Source organism: Pseudomonas sp. PGPR40 (assembly GCF_022014505.1).
Taxonomy (GTDB): domain Bacteria; phylum Pseudomonadota; class Gammaproteobacteria; order Pseudomonadales; family Pseudomonadaceae; genus Aquipseudomonas.
Genome location: NZ_JAKLSP010000003.1, coordinates 175,986 through 195,711 on the forward strand (window position 1 = coordinate 175,986; position 19,726 = coordinate 195,711).

The 19,726-nt window shown below is 56.7% G+C and carries 17 protein-coding genes and 1 pseudogene; 10 read left to right on the forward strand and 8 right to left on the reverse strand.

Going from position 1 to position 19,726, the window contains the following annotated elements; genetic code table 11:
• Positions 1-98: 98 nt before the first annotated feature.
• Entirely contained in the window at positions 99-1,013 is a 915-nt protein-coding gene (locus tag MEB48_RS04735; protein ID WP_237882360.1) for a LysR family transcriptional regulator, read from the reverse strand.
• A 236-nt stretch (positions 1,014-1,249) separates the two neighbouring features.
• Between MEB48_RS04735 and MEB48_RS04740 the strand changes: the two genes are divergently transcribed.
• The 5 genes from MEB48_RS04740 (at position 1,250) to MEB48_RS04760 (ending at position 7,786) form a co-directional block, all read left to right on the forward strand.
• Positions 1,250-2,314 (forward strand): CDP-6-deoxy-delta-3,4-glucoseen reductase, encoded by a 1,065-nt coding sequence (locus MEB48_RS04740; protein WP_237882362.1) that lies wholly within the window; start codon positions 1,250-1,252, stop codon positions 2,312-2,314.
• Positions 2,311-2,847, forward strand: coding sequence for a VOC family protein (locus MEB48_RS04745; protein ID WP_237882364.1), 537 nt, complete (start codon positions 2,311-2,313; stop codon positions 2,845-2,847). The genes MEB48_RS04740 and MEB48_RS04745 overlap by 4 nt, the downstream gene beginning before the upstream one ends.
• Entirely contained in the window at positions 2,844-3,761 is a 918-nt protein-coding gene (locus tag MEB48_RS04750) for a fumarylacetoacetate hydrolase family protein (RefSeq protein ID WP_237882366.1), read from the forward strand. The genes MEB48_RS04745 and MEB48_RS04750 overlap by 4 nt, the downstream gene beginning before the upstream one ends.
• Positions 3,762-3,852: 91 nt before the next feature.
• Entirely contained in the window at positions 3,853-6,483 is a 2,631-nt protein-coding gene (gene mdeB, locus MEB48_RS04755; protein ID WP_237882368.1) for an alpha-ketoglutarate dehydrogenase, read from the forward strand.
• Positions 6,484-6,496: 13 nt separating this feature from the next.
• The gene (locus tag MEB48_RS04760) at positions 6,497-7,786 is read left to right on the forward strand and encodes a 2-oxo acid dehydrogenase subunit E2 (RefSeq protein WP_237882370.1); all 1,290 of its coding nucleotides are present in this window, start codon (positions 6,497-6,499) and stop codon (positions 7,784-7,786) included.
• Between the two features lie 124 nt (positions 7,787-7,910).
• Here the strand turns inward: MEB48_RS04760 and MEB48_RS29330 are convergent.
• The 4 genes and pseudogenes from MEB48_RS29330 to MEB48_RS04780 all read right to left on the reverse strand — a co-directional run bounded on the left by MEB48_RS29330 (position 7,911) and on the right by MEB48_RS04780 (position 12,819).
• Positions 7,911-8,242: pseudogene (locus MEB48_RS29330) on the reverse strand (OprD family outer membrane porin).
• Complete coding sequence (locus MEB48_RS04770; RefSeq protein WP_237882372.1) at positions 8,193-8,486, reverse strand: hypothetical protein; 294 nt, start codon at positions 8,484-8,486, stop codon at positions 8,193-8,195. Before MEB48_RS04770 ends, MEB48_RS29330 begins: the two are co-directional and overlap by 50 nt.
• A 74-nt stretch (positions 8,487-8,560) precedes the next feature.
• Complete coding sequence (locus MEB48_RS04775; RefSeq protein ID WP_237882374.1) at positions 8,561-11,695, reverse strand: efflux RND transporter permease subunit; 3,135 nt, start codon at positions 11,693-11,695, stop codon at positions 8,561-8,563.
• Positions 11,692-12,819, reverse strand: a complete 1,128-nt coding sequence (locus MEB48_RS04780) for an efflux RND transporter periplasmic adaptor subunit (protein WP_237882376.1) — start codon at positions 12,817-12,819, stop codon at positions 11,692-11,694. The genes MEB48_RS04775 and MEB48_RS04780 overlap by 4 nt, the downstream gene beginning before the upstream one ends.
• A 271-nt stretch (positions 12,820-13,090) precedes the next feature.
• Here MEB48_RS04780 and MEB48_RS04785 point away from each other — a divergent pair, with 271 nt between their 5' ends.
• The 3 genes from MEB48_RS04785 to MEB48_RS04795 are packed head-to-tail and all read left to right on the forward strand — an operon-like array spanning position 13,091 to position 15,898.
• Positions 13,091-13,852: a MipA/OmpV family protein gene (locus MEB48_RS04785; RefSeq protein WP_237882378.1), complete on the forward strand. Its 762-nt coding sequence runs from the start codon at positions 13,091-13,093 to the stop codon at positions 13,850-13,852.
• Positions 13,852-14,538 carry a response regulator transcription factor gene (locus MEB48_RS04790; RefSeq protein ID WP_237882380.1) on the forward strand — a complete coding sequence of 229 codons (687 nt, stop codon included), beginning with the start codon at positions 13,852-13,854 and terminating at the stop codon, positions 14,536-14,538. Before MEB48_RS04785 ends, MEB48_RS04790 begins: the two co-directional genes overlap by 1 nt.
• Positions 14,507-15,898, forward strand: coding sequence for a sensor histidine kinase (locus MEB48_RS04795; RefSeq protein ID WP_237882382.1), 1,392 nt, complete (start codon positions 14,507-14,509; stop codon positions 15,896-15,898). Before MEB48_RS04790 ends, MEB48_RS04795 begins: the two co-directional genes overlap by 32 nt.
• 137 nt (positions 15,899-16,035) lie before the next feature.
• On the opposite strand, the gene MEB48_RS04800 is transcribed toward MEB48_RS04795, so the two are convergent.
• The 3 genes from MEB48_RS04800 to MEB48_RS04810 form a co-directional block, all read right to left on the reverse strand.
• The gene (locus MEB48_RS04800) at positions 16,036-16,929 is read right to left on the reverse strand and encodes an SDR family oxidoreductase (RefSeq protein ID WP_237882384.1); all 894 of its coding nucleotides are present in this window, start codon (positions 16,927-16,929) and stop codon (positions 16,036-16,038) included.
• 61 nt (positions 16,930-16,990) lie between these two features.
• Complete coding sequence (locus MEB48_RS04805; protein WP_237882386.1) at positions 16,991-17,938, reverse strand: quinone oxidoreductase family protein; 948 nt, start codon at positions 17,936-17,938, stop codon at positions 16,991-16,993.
• Positions 17,939-18,048: 110 nt separating this feature from the next.
• On the reverse strand, positions 18,049-18,417 hold the full coding sequence (locus tag MEB48_RS04810) for an antibiotic biosynthesis monooxygenase family protein (RefSeq protein WP_237882387.1): 369 nt from the start codon (positions 18,415-18,417) through the stop codon (positions 18,049-18,051).
• A 265-nt stretch (positions 18,418-18,682) separates the two neighbouring features.
• Here MEB48_RS04810 and MEB48_RS04815 point away from each other — a divergent pair, with 265 nt between their 5' ends.
• Together MEB48_RS04815 and MEB48_RS04820 are read left to right on the forward strand one after the other, a co-directional pair.
• Positions 18,683-19,147, forward strand: a complete 465-nt coding sequence (locus MEB48_RS04815; protein WP_237882389.1) for a MarR family winged helix-turn-helix transcriptional regulator — start codon at positions 18,683-18,685, stop codon at positions 19,145-19,147.
• Positions 19,137-19,610 (forward strand): hypothetical protein, encoded by a 474-nt coding sequence (locus MEB48_RS04820; RefSeq protein WP_237882391.1) that lies wholly within the window; start codon positions 19,137-19,139, stop codon positions 19,608-19,610. Before MEB48_RS04815 ends, MEB48_RS04820 begins: the two co-directional genes overlap by 11 nt.
• The last annotated feature ends 116 nt before the right edge of the window (positions 19,611-19,726 follow it).

The following is a 19,726-nucleotide window of genomic DNA, read 5'->3' on the forward strand; positions in this document are numbered from 1 at the left end:
ATAGTGCGAAGTCCTTCGCAGAGGATCCTTCATCTACCTTCGCGGCGTCGATCACAATAGCGTGAACGGGCGAGACTTTACGTCGACAGCGCAGCAAGCTAGCGGAACAGCGAAACGATCTTGCTTCGTAGCCACCTGTTGCCAGGATGATGATGGAAACGCTTATGCCAGTGTTGCTCGACATCAAATGATGGAAGAGGTACGGGCGCGGCGAGAGTCTGCAGCGGTGTCAATTTATCCAGCGCCGCAGCAAGTTGGGTGGGCAGCACGGCGAGATAATCACTTTCGGCAATAAGCGTCCAGATACCCAAACAGTATGCCACGTAGACGGGCGGAAAACGCTGCACCCCGTAATGCTCAAATACAGCATCAATTGAGGCTTTCATTGATGCGTGGCCGCTTCCTTGGGGAAGATAAATCAAATGTTTTTCCTCCAGAAACTGCTCAATTGAGAGACTACCGTTAATGCGCGGGTGACCAACTCGCGCCATACAAACAAAGGTTTCCGTAAACAGCCGCTGGCGATAGAACGGCCCTTCGAACTGCTCAAAATAACCGATAGCAAGATCAATTTCGCCACTCTCCATGGCGATCTCCCGTAAACGGTGAGGGCGCACTTGTTCGGTATGGAGCTGTATCGAGGGTGCTGTTTCCGAAAAAATTCGAAATAGCGCCGGCAGCATGATGAGCTGCCCTGCATCCGTCATGAAAAGCTTGAACGTTTGTTGTGCCGTCGCGGGATCGAAGCTGGATTTGCATTCAAGAGTTGTAACGATTTGAGCCAGACTTTCGCGGATCGGCTCTGCGATGCCTTCAGCCCAAGGGGTAGGCATCATGCCTTCCGAGGTACGGACGAAAAGCGGGTCCCCCAAAGTTTCGCGCAAACGATTCAGGGCATTGCTGACTGTTGACTGGGTCAGCCCCAGACTGTGAGCGGCGACAGTGACACTGTGCGTGCGCATGATCGCGTCGAAAACTTTAAGCAGATTAAGGTCAATGCTGTTCGGGTTCATCTTTTGCTCCCAGGCGGGAATGAGATTTTTTTGATTACCCTGGGGCTGACCCGCCTAGCTTGTCAATCAGGAATGAGGCGGCTAGACGATCTTTATTCATAAACCCAATACAGAGAATCCCAGTTGTCAATTCGACGGCTACACCGGGTATTCGTATCGTCTTCAGGCCACGTCCAATCTTCGGCCCCTTCACAGTCTCGCAAGGGGAAAATAAAAACAATGTGGAGAAGACCTCTATGAATTTTAGAGTGACTTTGCGGCAAAGCGGCCGCACATACCATGCTGCGCAAGGGACAAGCATTCTTTCCGCAGGCTTGTCGGCAGGGCATTCTCTGGCATACAGCTGCCGCGCCGGCGTTTGCGGTACGTGCAAATGCAAAGTGCTGGAGGGCAACGTAGATCACGGTAACGTCTCGCAAGCCTATCTACCCGAGAGTGAAAGAAAACAGGGATTTGCTCTGATTTGTCAGGCAAAACCTCTCTCCGACGTTGTGATCGACGCCCAGGAGCTGAGCGGTCTGGCAGGAATCCGCTCGAGAATAACGCCTTGTCGCGTAGTGAAGCTTGAGCGTGCGGCATCCGATGTCATGGTTGTGCGCGTTCGCTTGCCGATGAACGAAAATCTCATGTTCGTCCCTGGACAATATGCGGACTTTTTGTTGCCCGGTGGCGAGCGACGAACCTATTCCATCGCCAACGCGAGCAGTGCGCAAGGCGTGACCGAACTCGAGTTTCACATGCGGTACATGCCTGATGGTTTGTTCACCACGCATGTCTTCAACGCCATGGGCGTTCGTGATTTGCTGACGCTTGAAGTACCGCTGGGAACCTTCTTCATTCGTGAGGAAAGCAAGAAACCCATGATTTTTATTGCGGGGGGAACCGGGTTTGCACCGATTAAGTCGATGCTTCTCGACGTCTTCGCCCGACGCGTTCATGAAGTACGCCCTACCCACCTTTACTGGGGTGCACGAACACAGGAAGGGCTGTACATGCTGGACTTGGCTAGAGAATGGGCCGCCCGCTATCCGAACTTCACATTCAGCCCCGTCGTTTCCGATCCTATTGAGAGCGGCATCTGGGACGGTCGCAAGGGGCTGGTTCATAACGCCGTGCTGGAGGATCACGCCGATCTGAGCGGATACCAAGTGTACGTCAGTGGCGCGCCCGTACTGGTCGAGTCAGCAAAACGCGACTTCATCGCAGATCGGGGTCTTGATCCACACAATTTTTTCGCAGATGAATTCCTGCCCGCAACTAATAAAAAAGCCGCTTTGATGAACGAGGAGTGCATTTCATGAGCAGTGCCCGCGAACTGACTGACGAGCTATTTGTAGAAACTAAAAACAGCACATCCGTGGTAAAGCCATATGTAATGTCTCATGGAACGTTGCCTTGTATAGACCTTGGACAATCGCGGCGCTTTTACGAAGAATTCCTCGGCTTGGAGTGCGTTCAACACGGGATTACTTCGATGGTGATCCGTTGCGGTATGAAGTTTCACATTGTGTGCGTACGCGTTGGGGAAGACTGTGAGCCCTGCCAGATGCACAACCATTGGGGAGTGGACGTCGCTTGCGAAACTGAAGTTGATGCTGCCTATGAAGCCGCGGTCAACCTCAAGGAAGTTTATGGCATTCGTGAAATCATGAAGCCTGAACAACGCCATGGGGTCTATTCCTTTTACATGATTGATCTCAACGGAAGTTGGTGGGAAATCCAGCATTATCCGGGCTTCCAGAACGACGATCTGTTCGATTTCGGTGATCGCTTCAGACCTGACGGCCAAGCTGTCACGGGTACGCCTGGGCAGACAGGGAGCCAAACCTCATGACTTACGCGCTCGCCTCTATCGCGCACCAAGGCAAACTGAGAGCTGCGATCAAAATAGGTCAAAAGCTATGGATTCTGGCAATGGCTGCCAAGCAGCTTGGTGAGAACGCTTTGCCGGAACAACTTATCGGGATTTTTCAGAACTGGAGCGAAAGCCAAGTCATCCTGCGCCGCATAGCTGCTGCGGCGGCCGCGGGCGATCTGGCGGATTTTGCTCTGGACGAACACGACGTAGAGTTCGCTCTTCCGCTGCAATATCCCAACAAGGTGTTCTGCGTGGGCGCCAACTACGCGGATCATCTAAAGGAGATGGGAGTAGTGATGGATAAGGTAGAGGGCCGCTCTCCATTCTTTTTCGTCAAGCCCGCTTCGACCTGCCTGACCGGTCCCGGCAAAAGTGTTCACAGACCGGCCGGATGTAACGACTTCGACTGGGAGGTTGAAGTCGTCGTGGTATTCGGACGCGGTGGAAAAAATATCAGTCCCGAGAAAGCGCTTGAACATATTGCGGGCTACACCCTGGGTATTGATTTCACCGCGCGCGATCAATTCCTTGCCCCTCATCTACCCTTCAATTACGACTTTGCACTCGGGAAGTGCCAGGATAAAGGTACCCCCATCGGGCCGGTCATCGTGCCAACCGATTTCGTGAATGGTCAAAATATTCACTTTTCCTTATCCGTCAATGGCGTCAAAAAACAACAAGGCTGCACGGCCGACATGGTCTATTCGCTTGCCGAACAGATCGCGGGAATCAGCAGGGCTATCAGCATTGAACCCGGCGACATCATGTTCACCGGGTCTCCGGCGGGCGTCGGTGCGGCGAGCGGTGAGTCACTCGCTATAGGTGACCGAGTCGTCGTAGAAGCGGAGATTATCGGACGCATGGAGGTCGTCATTCAGCCGCCATTGTAATCAGGGCGTTCTAGGTCCTGACTCTTTCATCGAAGTGATAATACAGAGATGCATACCCTGCGCGGCCTATGCAATCTCTGAGGGATTAGTTATGTCACAAGAACAACATGATAGCGATCCTCAAGAAACCCAAGAGTGGCTCGAAGCGCTACAGGCTATCGTTGGTACTGTAGGCAAAGCACGAGGGTCTTTTCTACTCGACAGACTCAACAGTAAGGCACGGCTGCTCGGTGTTGCCGATAGTTTATTGCCCGTCACGGAGTATCGGAACACGATCGGCCTTGAACACCAAGCGCCCTACCCTGGCAGTTTGGAGATAGAGGAGCGCCTGACCGCTATTATCCGGTGGAACGCGCTGGCGATGGTGACCCGTGCCAACAAAGCTTACGGGGAACTGGGCGGCCACATAGCAAGCTACGCTTCGGCCGCCGAAATCTTCGAAGTGGGCTTCAATCATTTTTTCCGTGCCGACAGTGATACGGGAAAAGGCGATCTGGTGTTCTTTCAGCCCCACTCAGCGCCTGGGGTGTATGCACGCGCGTATCTGGAGGGGCGGCTGCAAGAAGAGCAATTGCAGCGCTACCGCCGAGAGGTCGATGGCGGCGGTTTGTGCTCTTATCCTCATCCTTGGCTGATGCCGGACTTCTGGCAGTTTCCAACCGGTTCGATGGGCATCGGCCCGATCAGTGCTATCTACCAGGGCCGCTTTCTTCGTTATCTGGAACACCGCGCAATGGCGCAAACCGCTGAACGCCGGGTATGGGGTGTATTCGGCGACGGAGAGATGGATGAGCCAGAGTCGATTGCCGCGCTCTCCCTGGCTGCCCGCGAAAAACTCGACAACGTTACCTTCGTAATCAACTGCAACTTGCAACGCCTGGATGGCCCGGTGCGCGGAAATGGGCAGATTATTCAGGAGTTGGAAGCGCTGTTCCGGGGCGCCGGCTGGAACGTTATCAAGGTCGTCTGGGGGTCTGACTGGGATGCCCTGTTCGCCCGTGATCACAGTAATGTGCTGTTGCGCCGCTTTGCATCAACCGTAGATGGTCAATATCAAACCCTGGGCGCGAATGACGGCACTTACAATCGAACGCGATTCTTCGACCTTGATCCGGAGTTGCAGGCACTTGTCTCGCACATGACCACGGAGGAAATCAACAGTCTGCGCCGAGGCGGCCATGATTTTCGCAAGCTATACGCAGCTTTCGCGGCAGCACGTGATCATAAAGGGCAGCCCACGGTAATTCTGGCCAAAACCAAGAAGGGTTTTGGCATGGGGCATGCCGGGGAATCTCGAAACACCTCTCACCAACAGAAAAAACTCGACATCGATGCGTTAAAAACTTTCCGCGATCGTTTTGGCTTGCCTCTTGACGACAGCGCCTTGGAAGAAATGCGGTTCTATAAACCTGCCGAAGACAGCGCTGAGATGCGTTACCTCCGTGAGCGGCGCCAAGCCCTCGGGGGATACCTTCCTCGTCGCAGCACTCATGCAGAGCCAATACCGGTACCCGGCCTGGATACTTATGCGCAATTCGCTCTACAGCCTGATGAGCGAGAAACCTCAACCACCACTGCTGTGGTGCGACTGTTCACCAATTTACTCAAGGACAAGCAACTGGGGCCGCGCATCGTGCCAATTGTCGCTGACGAAGCCCGTACTTTCGGCATGGCCAACTTGTTTCGCCAGATCGGGATTTACTCGCCCGCGGGACAACTGTACGAGCCGGAAGATGCTGGAGCGATGCTCTATTACAAGGAGTCGCGCGATGGGCAACTACTCGAAGAAGGGATTACCGAAGCTGGGGCGATCTCTTCCTGGGCGGCTGCCGCGACTGCTTACAGCGTCAGCGGCGTGGCGATGCTGCCATTTTATATTTACTACTCAATGTTCGGATTCCAGCGAGTGGGCGACCTCATCTGGGCGGCGGCGGATCAGCGCGCAAGGGGATTCCTGATCGGTGCAACAGCGGGGCGCACTACCTTGTCGGGCGAAGGCCTGCAGCACCAGGACGGGACCAGTCAGCTCATCGCGTCCACCGTTCCAAACTGTCGCGCTTATGATCCCGCATTCGCCAGTGAGGTCGCTGTCATCATCGATTATGGCAGCCGTCGGATGCTGGAAGACCAGCATGACGAATTCTACTACCTGACGGTTACCAACGAGAATTACCGGCAGGAAGCCTTGGATCCGGCTCAGCATCTTGATGTCATCAAGGGAATGCGTCGGTTCGGCAAACGCGGAGAAGGGCCATGCCAGGTCAACCTGCTCGGAGCCGGCGCTATTTTGCGTGAAGTAATTGCCGCTGCAGAAGTGCTGGCTACGGACTGGGGAGTATCGAGTGAAGTCTGGAGCGTCACGAGCTTTTCCGAACTCGCACGTGACGCCCGGGAGGTCGAGCGGCAACGGCTGTTTGGCGGCATGACCGATACGTCGAGCCATCTTCAAAGCTGCCTCTGCGGTTCTACGCCTGTAGTTGCAGCCAGCGACTATGTACGGGCTTATGCTCAACTGATCGCGCCTTATCTTAAAGCCACCTTCATTGCGCTGGGAACGGATGGGTTTGGTCGCAGCGATACCCGCTCTGCACTGCGTAATTTTTTCGAAGTGGACCGCATACATATCGTCCTGGCAGCACTGGCATCCGTTGATAGCGAAAAGCACGCGCAGGCCTGTCGACACTATGCCGTCGATGTGGCTGATGCACCTTGGAACCGTTGAGGAGAGAATGATAATGCAGCAACTGGTGGTTCCAGACATTGGCGATTTCAAAGAATTGCCCGTCGTAGAAGTCCTCATCAAAGCCGGAGATATCGTTGAAATCGAGCAACCACTTATCGTCCTGGAGTCCGACAAGGCAGTCATGGACGTACCCAGCACACAGTCCTGTACGATCCGTGAAGTTATTATCAAAGCCGGAGACAAGGTTTCTAAAGGCAGTGTGATTGCTCATATCGAGCAGACTGAACCTGGCTCGATAACGCAAAGTCCCGTTATCGAGCCAAGTCCCCTGCAAAGTCCAACATCGCTCGATGTGGACATTGAAGTGCAGGTGCCTCCTGCTCAACCATCAGCCGCCACAGAGCGGACTGCCCCGCCCGATAACGGTCAACTGACGCAGCCAGCACTGGCGGGCCCAGCGGTGCGCAAGCTTGCGCGCGAGCTAGGGGTGAACCTCGACAACATTTCTGCTAGTGGCCCTAATGGGCGGGTTCTTCGAGAGGATGTTCTGAGCTTTGTCAAAACGGAGCGCGAACGTATTGAAATGGCTCCGGGTAAAGTTGGAACTGTGCTTAATGTCCTGCCGTGGCCCCAGGTGGACTACCGCCAATACGGTGAAGTTGAACGCCGCTCGCTGTCACGTATCAAGCGAATTTCGGCGGCCAACCTGCATCGCAACTGGGTGACCATTCCGCATGTGACCAACCACAGCCAAGCCTCTATTTCCGAGTTGGAGGCTTTTCGTATCCTGCTGAATAAAGAAGCTGCTGACGGAGCCCCCAAGATCACCTTACTGGCTTTTTTGATTAAGGCCTGCGTCGCGGCACTTAAACGCTTCCCGCAATTTAACGTCAGTCTGGACGGCGAAGAAGTGGTGCAGAAGCATTATTTCCATATCGGTTTCGCAGCCGATACGCCTAATGGCTTGGTAGTCCCTGTCATCCGGAATGCAGATTGCAAAGGTATCGCCGCGTTGGCGGAAGAAATGGCGGAACTGTCGAAGTTGGCACGAACGGGCAAGCTTTCTCCGGCGCAAATGCAGGGCGGCTGCTTCTCCATTTCTTCGTTGGGAGGTATCGGCGGCGGCCATTTCACCCCCATCATCAATGCGCCAGAAGTGGCGATCCTGGGGGTTGGCCGCTCTGAGCTCCAACCGCGCTGGGACGGCAAGCAGTTCCAGCCAAGCTTGCAATTGCCCTTGTCCCTGGCATGGGATCATCGGGCAGTAGATGGCGCCGAAGCGGGACGCTTTCTCGCCTATCTGGTCATGTTGCTTGAGGATTTCCGAAGAGTGACGATCTAACGGGTACCCTCCTCCATCACCTAGAGGTCAGGTTGCTGATGGGTAACCATCAGCAACCAGGTGCATACACACCAGCTCTGCCTTTTTCATCGGCCATTCAATTGAGAGTTCCACGTGCGGACTTCTAGCGGGCTCCCAAGGGATAACTGATGATCAAGCGATTCTCATCGTAATCCGCGCTGCTGAACCCCCGACGCACACTTGCATTGCGCCAGCGCAGGGCCATGTTTTTCAGGCTGCCGCTCTGGACAACATACCCAAGCTCACTTTCACGGACCCACTCCGATCCGTCATCGACGCGTTGCAGCCTTACGTTATCGCCTTGACGTAACGCGTTATCAACGACAAACCCGGCATGTCATGACCGGCGAAATCCAGATCGTAACGCAACTGCCAGGACCGTTCCCTAATCGTCCTGTGCGGCACCCTTCTGGTAACCAAAACGCAGCCAGCCATGAGAGGGATAAACCAAGCTTGCGCTGGCACCTGCGTCAACCACACGTTGGGCTTCTTCGGCTGCCGCTTGGGTGCCTTCTCCAGTAATGTCTAATGATCGGGGTTCGCCCCCCCCCCCGACCAATTCCTTGAAGCTCTGAATCACCCAGGCTTGCTCGGCCTGGGTGAGAAACGTGTCCTCGCCCGCATGCCCCAACACCACCAGGCCCTTGGCGCCGTCGAAGTTACCCAACCAGGAACCCAACTTCTAGATCGCGTCATGGTCGCCCTTGCCGTCGCGAGTAAACGGTCTCGCTCCTTGCCCCCTAACTAAAAATATCAGCGTTCAACCCCCACTTGATTGTTTAAACCAATTGATTCATCAGGCCCGTCATCAGCCCGCGCGGGAACGTTGCGGATGCGTTTGTACAACCACTGCGCGCCATCGTCCACATAGGAAAACACCACCGGAATGACCAGCAGGCTCAGCACAGTCGAGGTGACCAGTCCCCCAATCACCACGATGGCCATCGGTGCGCGGAAGCTCGGGTCGGTTCCCCAGCCGAGTGCGATGGGCATCATGCCTGCGCCCATCGCGATGGTTGTCATGATGATTGGCCGTGCGCGCTTGCCACACGCGTTGATGATCGCTTCGTGGCGACTCAGGCCATGGTCTCGACGCGCAAGGATGATGTAGTCGAGCAGCAGGATAGAATTTTTCGTCGCGATACCCATCAGCATGATCAGGCCGATCATCGAGGGCATGGACAATGTCGATCCGGTGACAAATAGCGCCAGGAAGGCTCCTGGCACAGAGAGCACCAGGGCCGCAAGGATCGTCACCGGTTGCATGAAGTCCTTCATCAGCAGAACCAGTACCATGTAGATACACAACACCCCGGTCAGCATCGCCACGCCGAATCCCGAGGCCAGCTCACCCATTGCTTCGGCATCGCCAACCGAAGTTTGCATCAGGCCGGGCGGCAGGTTTTGCAAGCTCGGCAGGGCAAGCACAGCCTGCTCTATTTCGCCCAACGGCTGTCCATTCGTATCTATCTCGATATTGACGTTACGCATGCGGTCGTAACGCTCGATTTGCGCCGGGCCGCTGGCGATCTCAAGCGTCGCGACATTTTCCAGCGCTACCGGACCGCGCGCACCGGGCACCGGCAGACGCTTCAGCGTCTCGAGATCCTGGCGAGCGGCGTCGGTCAGCCGCACGACGATGGGTACCTGCCGCTCGCTGAAATTAAGCTTGGCAAGTTCCTGATCATAGTCTCCCAAGGTGGCAACGCGCAGCGTGTCGGCAATGGCGCTCGAGGTAACGCCCAGGTCGGCGGCCCTGGCGAAGTCGGGTCGAACCACCAGCTCAGGGCGCATCAAACTGGCGGTCGAGATCACGGCACCGACGCCCGGCAGGGTACGCAGTTCACGTTCCACCTGCCGCGCATGACGGGTGAGCAAGGCACCGTCTTCACCGGCAAGCACCAGCACATAGTTTTCCGATTCGCCCATGCCGACCTTGATGCGCGCGCCAGGCAGTACGGTAAGCGATTCACGCAGCTGGTTTTCGATCTGCTGTTTGGTCAGTCCCGGTCGGTCGTTGCGGTGCGTCAGGTTAAGCGTCAGCACCGCCGTGCGGACATTGGCGACATTGCCGCCGGCCTGCTCTATTGGGTCAGCACCGGCGCTACCGTCACCCACGGCGGTATAGACCTTTTTGACGTGCTGGTTTTGCTCGACAATCTCCCGCGCCTGCTCGGCGAGCACCAGGGTGTCGCCCAGTTTGCTGCCGGGTGCAAGCGTCACAGTTACTTGGGTCTGCCAATCGTCATCCGGCGGGATGAAGGTGCCCGGTAACACTGCCGCGAGCATCAGCCCTGCGGCGAAAAAGGTAACGGCGCTGATGGTGGTCACGGCACGATGGCGCAGGCACCAGCCCGCCCAGGACAGGTAGATGTTCACCCACCAGGCTGTCCCGCGAGCAGGCCTTTTCGGTGCGCGCATCAGGTAGGCCGCCATCATCGGCGTCAGCAGGCGGGCAACGACGAGGGAAAAGAACACCGCCGTCGCCGCCGTCCAGCCGAACTGGACGAAGAACTTGCCGACCGTACCGCTCATGAAAGCGGTGGGCAGGAACACTGCGATCAGCGTGAACGCCGTGGCGATCACCGCCAGGCCGATTTCGTCGGACGCTTCCATGGCGGCTTGATAGGGTTTCTTGCCCATCTGTAAATGACGCCCGATGTTCTCGACTTCAACGATGGCGTCGTCCACCAGCACGCCGATCACCAGGGACAGCGACAGCAGCGTGACGGTGTTGATCGTGAACCCCATCCAATGCATCACTGCAAAGGTCGGTATCGCCGACAACGGCAACGCGACAGCCGAAACGATGGTCGCTCGCCAATCCGGCAGAAACAGGAACACCACCAGCACTGCAAGCGCCGCCCCCTCGTAAAGCAAGTGCATGGATCCTTCGTAATTCTCGATTACCGGGTCGACGAAGTTGAATGCCTGAGTGATGGTGATTTCGGGGTGACGGGTTTTGAGCACCTCCAGGGCGGCACGTACACCTTTATCAACCTCTATCTCACCGGCACCTTTTGCCCGCACGATTTCGAAGCCGACCACCGGCTCGCCGTCCAGGAGCGCCGCAGAATGGGGTTCGCCGACGGTATCGGAAACCGTCGCAATCTGGTCGAGCCGGACACGCCTGCCGTCGCTCAAGGTCACGTCAAGCGAGGCGACTTCTTCAGCCGACTGCACCGTGGCGAGAGTACGCACCATTTGTTCGATACCGCCCAAGTCCACACGACCGCCGGAGGCGTCTTGCTGGACCAAGCGAAGTTGACGAGAGATGTCCAGGGCCGTGGTGTTCAGCGCCAGCAGGCGCACTGGATCCAGGTCGATGCGTATTTCCCGGGTCTCCCCTCCGACACGAGTGACTGCACCCACGCCAGGAACCGCCAGCAAGGCCTTGCTGACGGTGTTGTCGACAAACCATGACAGCGCTTCGTCGTCCATGCGCGTTGCCGAAACCGTATAAGTCAGGATCGGCGAGCCGGCGAGTACGATCTTTCTGATTACCGGGTCGCGCAGGTCGGCGGGCAGGTCGGCCCGAACCCGGGAGACCGCATCACGTACATCATCAAGCGCTTCCTGGGTGGGCTTCTCGAGGTGGAACTCGACCGTGATATTGACGTTGCCGTCGGTCAAGGTGCTCTGGATATGCTTGACGCCCTGCACGGTCGTGAGCGAGTCCTCGATCTTGCGGGCCACGTCATTTTCCAGTTGGGCGGGCGAAGCACCGGGCAACTCGGCCGACACGGTGACCATGGGCAGGTCGATGTCAGGAAAGTTCTGGACCTTCATCTTCCAGAAGCCCATCGCGCCAGCCAAGGTCAGCAAGATGAACAACAGGACGGAAGGCGTCGGATTTCGGATCGACCAGGACGATACGTTCAGGCTCATTGCGCGCTCCCGCGTGTCACGTTGAGGGGAGCCTGGACAACCCGGACGAGGTCACCCTCGGCGAGAAAGCCTCCTCCGCCTTCTACCACGGCGGCCGTACCGTCAATACCACCGGTTATCTCGATGCGATCGCCGATACGGCGCCCTACTTTGACTTTGGCTTGGGTCACCTTGAATTCCGGTCCTACCTGCAGGACGTAACTGAAACCGTCACGCTGCAACACAGCGCTTTGCGGCAACGTCATCATCCGCTCGGCACCGACATCGAATTCGCCGCGTGCAAACATCCCGGCACGCGCCGCAGTCCCTGCGGGGAGGTCGACATAGACCAAGCCGTTGCGCACTAGCATGTCGACCGTGGGCGCGACCATGCGCACCCTGCCCTCTATAGCCTCGCCATCAACCGGAATCACCTGCGCAACCTGGCCGGGACTGAATTTCCCAAGGTCCGATGCGGCAACTTCAGCGCGCCATTCGAGCCGACTGCCGCGAATCAAACGGAACAGCTCCTGGCCGGCGGGTAGTACGGCGCCCACAGTGGCATTGCGCGCTGAAATCACCCCGTCGTCGGGCGCCAAGACCTGGGTCTGGGCCACGCGCAGATGTTGCATCCGTTCGAGCGCCCTGGCCGCCTCCAGCCTCGCCTGTGCCGTGCGTTCGGCCGTCACATGCTGGTGAACCTGCTGCTTGGATAACGCCCCGCTCGATTGCAATTCCCTGGCGCGCTGCGCATTGGTCTGTGCTTCGGCGAGCGTCGCTTGCGCTTCGGCGGTGGCGGCGCGACGCTGCGCGAGCTCGGCGGCCACTGTGTCGGCGGCAAATGCGGCGAGTACCTGGCCCCGCCGGACCACATCACCAACGTTGACCTTGACCTCGGCCAGCCGCAAACCATCGGCTTCGGTGCCGACGCTCGCTTCCTGCCACGCCATGACATTGCCATAGGCCAGGATACGGATCGGCAGCATGGTTGATTGAAGTTGGGTGACGGACACAGTGAGCGCAGGCTTGGCGCGCACCTCAACCTTGCTGTGTTCAGCGTCAGGCGAAACGGCCATCATCACGATGATGATGACGCAGGCCAGGGTCACGACAAACAGAACGACATGCCGTGTTTTTCTTTTCATAGGGATCGTATTCCTGCGCAAGATGCCGCGTGTTGGCAATGCTCGCGGAGTGTTGAATCACTTCCGCTTTGGCGCGATTGCTCGAGGCAGCAACTATCCAACAAGGAATCTTTCGGAACTCTTACTAGCAAAAAGGGTGTGATCCAGGCCCAACCGTAAGTGTCCAGTAAGAAGAAGTTCTCAACGATAGGGGGGCTTTCATCCTATTACTCTGGAGACCGCCATGCGTTCCATGCCCCAGCCCACCTCGAAAACTTCAATTGCGATTCGGTTGACCGCCGCCACCTCGGCGTTTGTGCTTGGCTTGTGCTCCTCAATGGCGGCCTGCGCTGCCGAGCCTGAAGGCTCCAAATGGGGACTTGGCGTGGGTGCGGCCAGCAGCCAGCAACCGTACCAAGGCATCGACCGGGACAGCCAAGTCATACCGCTGATCTACTTTGAAAATGAATATGTGCGAGTATTCGGCCCTACCGCCGAGCTCAAGTTGCCGGGCCTGGACATTAGCGACGCCCAACGGCTCGAATTCAGCATCGTGGGTGAATACGATTTCAGTGGCTATGACGACGATGATGCCCGGATCCTGAATGGCATGAGTGACCGTAAAGGTGGCTTCTGGGCGGGAGCCAAAGTGAAATGGCGCAATAATGTGGCCGATGTCAGCGCCGAATGGCTGGCCGACGTATCGGGTAACAGCAAGGGGCAGCGCTTCGCCCTGGGCCTGGAGAGGTCATGGCAGTTTGGCGAGCACATCATGCTCACGCCACGGCTGGCGGCCATATGGCAGGACGACAAATATGTCGATTACTACTTCGGCGTTCGCGAAAGTGAAGCTCGCGTCGATCGAGCCGCCTATGATGGAAAGTCCGGCATCAACACCGAACTTGGCGTTCGTGGAAATTATATGTTCGATGATCATCATTCCGTGTTCCTGGACCTCAAGGCGACGAGCCTCTCCGATGAAATCAAGGACAGCCCGCTGGTAGACCGATCAACCGAGAACAGCATGCTGTTCGGCTATCTGTACCGTTTCTGATGAGCCGCATTCTTCTGGTCGAGGACCACGAGCGCTTGGCGCAACTGGTGAGCAAAGGCCTGTCGACCGCCGGGATCGCCGTCGACGTCATCAGCCGCATCGATGCCGCGTGGGCGGCCATCCAGCAGGTGCCTTACCAAGCGCTGATTCTCGATCGGGGCTTGCCGGACGGGGATGGACTGGTCTTGCTGCAGCGTTTGCGTAATGCCGGGCTTGGCCTGCCCTGCCTTGTCTTGACTGCGCGTGACGCGCTGCATGATCGGGTCGAAGGGCTCAACGCCGGGGCGGATGATTATTTGCCCAAGCCATTCGCCATGGACGAAATGATCGCGCGGGTGCGGGCACTGCTGCGTCGCCCGGTGGAACGTCGTCCATTGACCCCTTCCCACGGCGACCTCAGCGTGCAACCCGATACCGGCGTCATGTGCAGCGCCGAAGGTAGCGTCCCGTTGGCGCCTGCGGAGATGCAGATCATGCTGTTATTGCTGCGCAAGCCCGGCGAAATCGTCCGTCGCAGCGCCATCGAAGCAGCCGCGTGGGGCCTGAGCGAAGCCGTGACGCCGAACGCCCTCGACGTGGCCCTGCACCGAATTCGCCGCAAGCTCCTGGCGATCGGCTCCCATCAACGGATAGTCAACTTGAGAGGCCTGGGTTATGCCCTTCGTCAAGACGATTTGGCGCAATAGCATCAGCTTCAAGGTACTGCTTGCCTACGTCGCAGGTGTGGGATTGAGTATTCTGCTGATTGCACTGGGCGCGTTCGTGCTCATCACGTCAAGGAACGATATTCTGTTGACCATGGACGTCGCCGAGCGTACCCATGAACTGGCCGGCAAGCTCTTGTTCGACGCTGCGGGTCGGCCCAGCGGGTTCGACAGCAGTGAGGGTGATCGAGTCTGGACCTTCAAGAGTCTGGAAGAGGAAATCGGCTACCGCGTGCTGGATTCGAACGCAAACATCGTCCTGGCCTCCACGGACGATGCATTCTGGTCTCCCGCCGCAACCCATCATCCATCGGAACACTCTCGATTCAAATTCGAGCGAGAAGGCATCACGATGTACGCCGCCACCGCCCCTGTGGAGCACGACGGCAAGATCTGGTATTTGCAATTTGCCGCCAGCGAACGGCTGATGGAACTGCTTCATGAGGGTTTCGCCTGGCCTTTCATGGGGGCCGGCATCGTCCTTTTCAGCCTGGTGCTGCTCATCGTCTTCGGTGCCTGCGCCTACTTTACATTGGGCTATGCGCTCAAGCCCTTGCGGGAAGTTTCGGAGTCAGCGGCGGCCATCTCCCCTCGTTCGTTGCATTCGCGGTTGGAGGTCAAGACCGTGCCGTCCGAAGTGGCGCCGCTGGTCAGCAGCTTCAACAGTGCGCTTGAACGCTTAGAGCACGGCTTCCGCTTGCAGCAGGAATTTCTGGCGACCGCAGCACACGAACTGAAGACACCGTTGGCACTGATCCGTGCACAGATTGAATTGACAGAAGATTGCCAAGGCCGCGGCGCCCTGCTTAATGACGTCGCGCACATGACACGCCAGGTCCAACAACTCTTGCTGCTGGCTGAGACCAGCGAGGCTCACAACTACAGCTTCGCCGCAGTGAGTGTATTGGAGGTAGCCAAGGAGGCCGCAAACTATCTGCAACGCATGGCCGATGCTGCGGATGTGCGCGTCGTTCTAGCGGGTCATATGGATGCGCAGGACTCATGGCAGGCCGACCGGAGCGCCCTTTTCACACTAGTGAAAAACCTGCTGGAAAACGCCATTCAGCACGCCCCGCAAGGAACGGAGGTCCGAGTGGAGCTTACTGCGGATATGTTAACCGTACGCGATTGGGGCTCCGGAGTGGAGCGAGATCAATTGACACAGATTTTTGCCCGCTTCTGGCGTGGTTCCCATCGACGCGATCACGGCGCAGGGCTGGGCCTGACGATTTGCAAGGAAATCGCGCGGGCGCACGGGTGGACGCTATCTGCGCAAAGGGCGGAGCCGGGGTTGTCATTTCATGTATCCCGGCTCACTAGCGATCAGCCCTATGAACCATAGCCTGGCGGCACCACGATTACATCGATCTGACCGCTTTGGATCGACGCAGCATTGCTGCCCGTTAAAATCCCAGACATGTCGCACCGGCGTCAAGATGGCGAGGAGACTCTGCCAGGTCTGACAGATGTACAGGACTGTCAGGCACGTGCCAGCGTGGCGTTATTCGCAGCCAGCCATTCGCTGAGTTTCTGCGGCGCAATGCCGGTGAGTGCCCGGAAGTCACCCGTCACCGCAGCCACACGATGTACCTTCGTATTGGTGTCAAAGGAAGCTATTTCAACAGCTATTGCCTCCGGTATACCGGCGCCAGCCACCATGCCTCGAATCAAATCTTCCACCGATACCTGGATCACGTCCAGTGGCTTATTGACTGCGGCGCTTGCCAGTCGTGCGATGTTCTCTGTGGAGAACGCTTCCGAACCGGTTAGGGTGTAGATGCCCTTGTTGCCGTTATGGCAAGCCAGGGCGGCGGCGGCCGCCCTGCCGAGATCGTCGCGGCTGATGTAAGCGATTTTTCCATCACCTGCGGCGGTGTACAACTTGCCATCAGCCAAAGCTTGCGGCAGGCTCATAAACAAATTTTCCATGTACCAACAATTACGCAGAATGGTCCACGTCAGAGAGCTTGCAGCCAGGGCGTGCTCGGTCCCCAAATGGTCGGGCGCGATCAACAAGGGAGAATTTTTGGGCATCGGCATCGACGTATAGACCACGTGCTTGACCCCTGCGTTAATAGCCGCTTCCAACGCATTTTTATGTTGGGCCAGCCGATGACCTGGGCGCCCCAGCGTATCCGTGCTGATCAACAGCAGTCGCTGTGCGCCAGCAAAGGCCGTACTAAGAGACGCAGCATTATCAAAGTCGGCTTTGCGCACGGTGACGCCTTTGGCCGCTAGAGCACTTAGGCTTTCGGGGCTGCGGGTGGTGGCGATGATCTTGTTGGCAGGCACCTTGTTAGTATCAAGCAGATGAGCAATGACACGTTGGCCCAAGTGGCCTGAAGCACCAGTAACGAGCAGGGTATCGGACATGGATGGCTTCTCTTTTGATTGGAAATCGGGACATGCAGGCAAAGTTCAATACGGAGGCAGCTCACGGGCGAAGTACAATTCGGCGATTGTCGGATTCGTCATCCCAGGCTTCAGCCACTGCGGAGAGCGGCAGCGTCGTCACGGGTGTGTCGAATCCCGCAGCCGGTATAGCGGCAAGTAATTGCCCTGCCGCTGCGACCAGCTCGCGAATCGAAACACTACCAATGCCGCTGCCGAGAATTTCCAGGCCGGAACTACGCAGCGAGTGTGCAGAAATCGGTATTGTCTCTCCGGCAATCGAACCAAGCTGTATGTAGCGAAGCCGGGACTCTCCAAGCCGCGAGCCGCGGCCAGCGGTTGCTGCAGCAATGACTCGGCTTGCTGGTTCTCCCCAAAGATAATCCAATACCACGTCGACCTTACCTGAGAAAACCCGGCGCAGTTCCTCGTCGGCGAACTCATCCAGTGGAATTTTTTCGACACTTTCTGGCAGCAAAGCCAGCTTCGCCTTGCTGCGACCCGTGACGATAATCTTGTCTGCGCCAAGATATGCTGCAATCTGAACGGCAAGCCCTCCAGCGGAACCAGTAGCTCCGTTAATCAATACCGTTTCACCGCGCTGAAATGAGGCACGCAGCGTGAGCGCGACCCATGATGATATTCCTGCTGTGACGACCGCGGCCGCACGCTCATCGGTAACGCCTTCTGGCACTGGCACTACCGTATCTGACGATACCAACGATTTTTCGGCCATAGAGCCAAACGGCGATTTGGGGAACAAGAAGTAAACACGCCGACCGTCAGCATCAGTACCGACACCATCGATCCCAGGCACGAAGCCAGCGCTGCCAGCACTTGTGTAATGCTTACCTGCAGCAAGAGTTTTCACGATGGGGCTTAGTGGCGCGGCGAGAACATTGACCACCATCTCACCTTCATCCGCTTGCGGCTCTGGGTAGTCGCCGAAAACAGGTGGGGATCCAAACTCACTTACGAATGCAGCGCGCATTTCCGGCTTCTCCAAATTTATAGGCGGCGGAGGCAGTCAGCAAGCTGTTCGCTGCCAGGAAATGCACTGCCTCGCACATCTTCAGTAACAGGCCCTTACACATGAGGCTGTCAGCTAGTGCAGAGGTTCGGCATTGCGACCCGGCTGAATAGATGCGGTCTGGCGATAGTGCTGGATGGATAGGCAGCTAGCGAATTCGAAAATTCCGGGCTCGTGAAGGCCGTACGAAAATGCTCGACGGACTCCCATATGGCGTAATTCAGAAACGTGCAACTGCCGGCAATACCTCGATGCAGCTGGGTAGAAATATATCCCGGCTGCTTTTTCATCCAATTTGCGTCGTGCTCCCAAGCGTCGAGTAGCGCGTCAACGTCAGCCGCATCAACTGTAAAAATGTTGATCAATACGACAGGCGAAACGATGGCATTAAGTTGTTGAGTGATTGGAACGAGTGGATCGAGCGGTTCCATGGCAACCATGAGCGTCTCCTCGGACGGTATGCATTTATTGCCGCTCTTCCAGTTGAAGAAGATCTCCAATCAGCGGCTTGAGAGCAGCGTCCAATATTGGAAACCGGTTGTCAATATCTAGTTTTTCATACTGCTCCCAGCCGCTGGCCGCTCGACAGTCAAGATAAGTGCTATCGCGACGATGAATGCCTATCACTCACGTTAGCAGACGTGCAGCATTGACAACCAGTTGCCATTATGGAAAATGGTCGTCTATTTTTGGTGAGAACAGCACATGACTTCCGAAGCAGCTAAACAAGTCACGGCTTTCACATTGGCTACCTTTCGATTGAATGGCCTTCTACTCGCCTGGGGGGATCGGTTCAGCGCGGGATTTGGAATAACAAGCGCACGCTGGCAAATGCTAGGCGCCATCGCCATTGCGGGTCAGCCTCTGACGATCCCACAAATAGCAGTGAACATGGGGGTAACAAGGCAAGGCGCGTTGAAGCAACTCAATCTTCTGACCAAAGAAGGCCTGGTTACGGCAATGACCAACCCGATGCATAAGCGCTCCCCTCTATATGTACTGACTGATCAGGGCCAGCAAACCTATAGCGAGATTGAGAAAAAATGGAATGAGCACGCGGAGAGGCTTTCCACCGCAATCGATCCCCATGCGCTACATACAGCAAACGAGCTTTTTGCGCAGGTAGCGGAACTATTCGCGCAAGAACTAGAGCGTCAAGATGAAGCGTAAAATACACGCGACCGCGGCTTTCCTTAGTTTTTTCCTAGTAGCTAGCTTCTGGGCATCTACAGTTGTTTCCGAACTTTTCATGACCAAACAGGCAGTAACCTATGTCAAGGAAGCGATCGTCCTGGCTCTATTTATCTTTGTCCCAACAATAGCCATCACCGGCGTCACCGGATTTTCGATGGGGGGAAAAGGCCGTAACCCCCTGCTTGCCAGTAAGCGTCGGCGTATGCCTCTTATCGCTGGAACTGGCCTGCTCCTTCTGCTGCCCGCCGCAGTTTTTTTGTACTTTAGATCCCAGGCCGGATTATTCGATCAGACATTTTACTGGGTTCAAGGGTTGGAGCTTCTGGCCGGTGCAAGCAACCTTACTCTCATCGGGCTGAACATTCGGGACGGACTTCATCTTTCTAAAAATCGAAAGTCAGTAGTTGCTCGCCACTTTGAGCGGAAGGCCCAGCCCTGAGGCTATCTATGCGCAGCGCAACGCTCGACTGAAACCATTGTATGAATTACTGCTGGACGACATCCGCCGCGACCTGAGACGGACGTCGTTGAAAAAACGATAGCCAAACCCGAACT

Bases quoted from the DNA above. Each gene is read 5' to 3' on its own strand.
- MEB48_RS04745 (WP_237882364.1), top strand. From the start codon at position 2,311: ATGAGCAGTGCCCGCGAACTGACTGACGAGCTATTTGTAGAAACTAAA.
- MEB48_RS04805 (WP_237882386.1), bottom strand. From the start codon at position 17,938: ATGCGCGCTGCATTCGTAAGTGAGTTTGGATCCCCACCTGTTTTCGGC.
- MEB48_RS04815 (WP_237882389.1), top strand. From the start codon at position 18,683: ATGACTTCCGAAGCAGCTAAACAAGTCACGGCTTTCACATTGGCTACC.
- MEB48_RS04790 (WP_237882380.1), top strand. From the start codon at position 13,852: ATGAGCCGCATTCTTCTGGTCGAGGACCACGAGCGCTTGGCGCAACTG.
- MEB48_RS04795 (WP_237882382.1), top strand. From the start codon at position 14,507: ATGCCCTTCGTCAAGACGATTTGGCGCAATAGCATCAGCTTCAAGGTA.
- MEB48_RS04735 (WP_237882360.1), bottom strand. From the start codon at position 1,013: ATGAACCCGAACAGCATTGACCTTAATCTGCTTAAAGTTTTCGACGCG.
- MEB48_RS04760 (WP_237882370.1), top strand. From the start codon at position 6,497: ATGCAGCAACTGGTGGTTCCAGACATTGGCGATTTCAAAGAATTGCCC.
- MEB48_RS04810 (WP_237882387.1), bottom strand. From the start codon at position 18,417: ATGGTTGCCATGGAACCGCTCGATCCACTCGTTCCAATCACTCAACAA.
- MEB48_RS04820 (WP_237882391.1), top strand. From the start codon at position 19,137: ATGAAGCGTAAAATACACGCGACCGCGGCTTTCCTTAGTTTTTTCCTA.
- MEB48_RS04750 (WP_237882366.1), top strand. From the start codon at position 2,844: ATGACTTACGCGCTCGCCTCTATCGCGCACCAAGGCAAACTGAGAGCT.
- MEB48_RS04775 (WP_237882374.1), bottom strand. From the start codon at position 11,695: ATGAGCCTGAACGTATCGTCCTGGTCGATCCGAAATCCGACGCCTTCC.
- MEB48_RS04740 (WP_237882362.1), top strand. From the start codon at position 1,250: ATGAATTTTAGAGTGACTTTGCGGCAAAGCGGCCGCACATACCATGCT.
- mdeB (WP_237882368.1), top strand. From the start codon at position 3,853: ATGTCACAAGAACAACATGATAGCGATCCTCAAGAAACCCAAGAGTGG.
- MEB48_RS04800 (WP_237882384.1), bottom strand. From the start codon at position 16,929: ATGTCCGATACCCTGCTCGTTACTGGTGCTTCAGGCCACTTGGGCCAA.
- MEB48_RS04780 (WP_237882376.1), bottom strand. From the start codon at position 12,819: ATGAAAAGAAAAACACGGCATGTCGTTCTGTTTGTCGTGACCCTGGCC.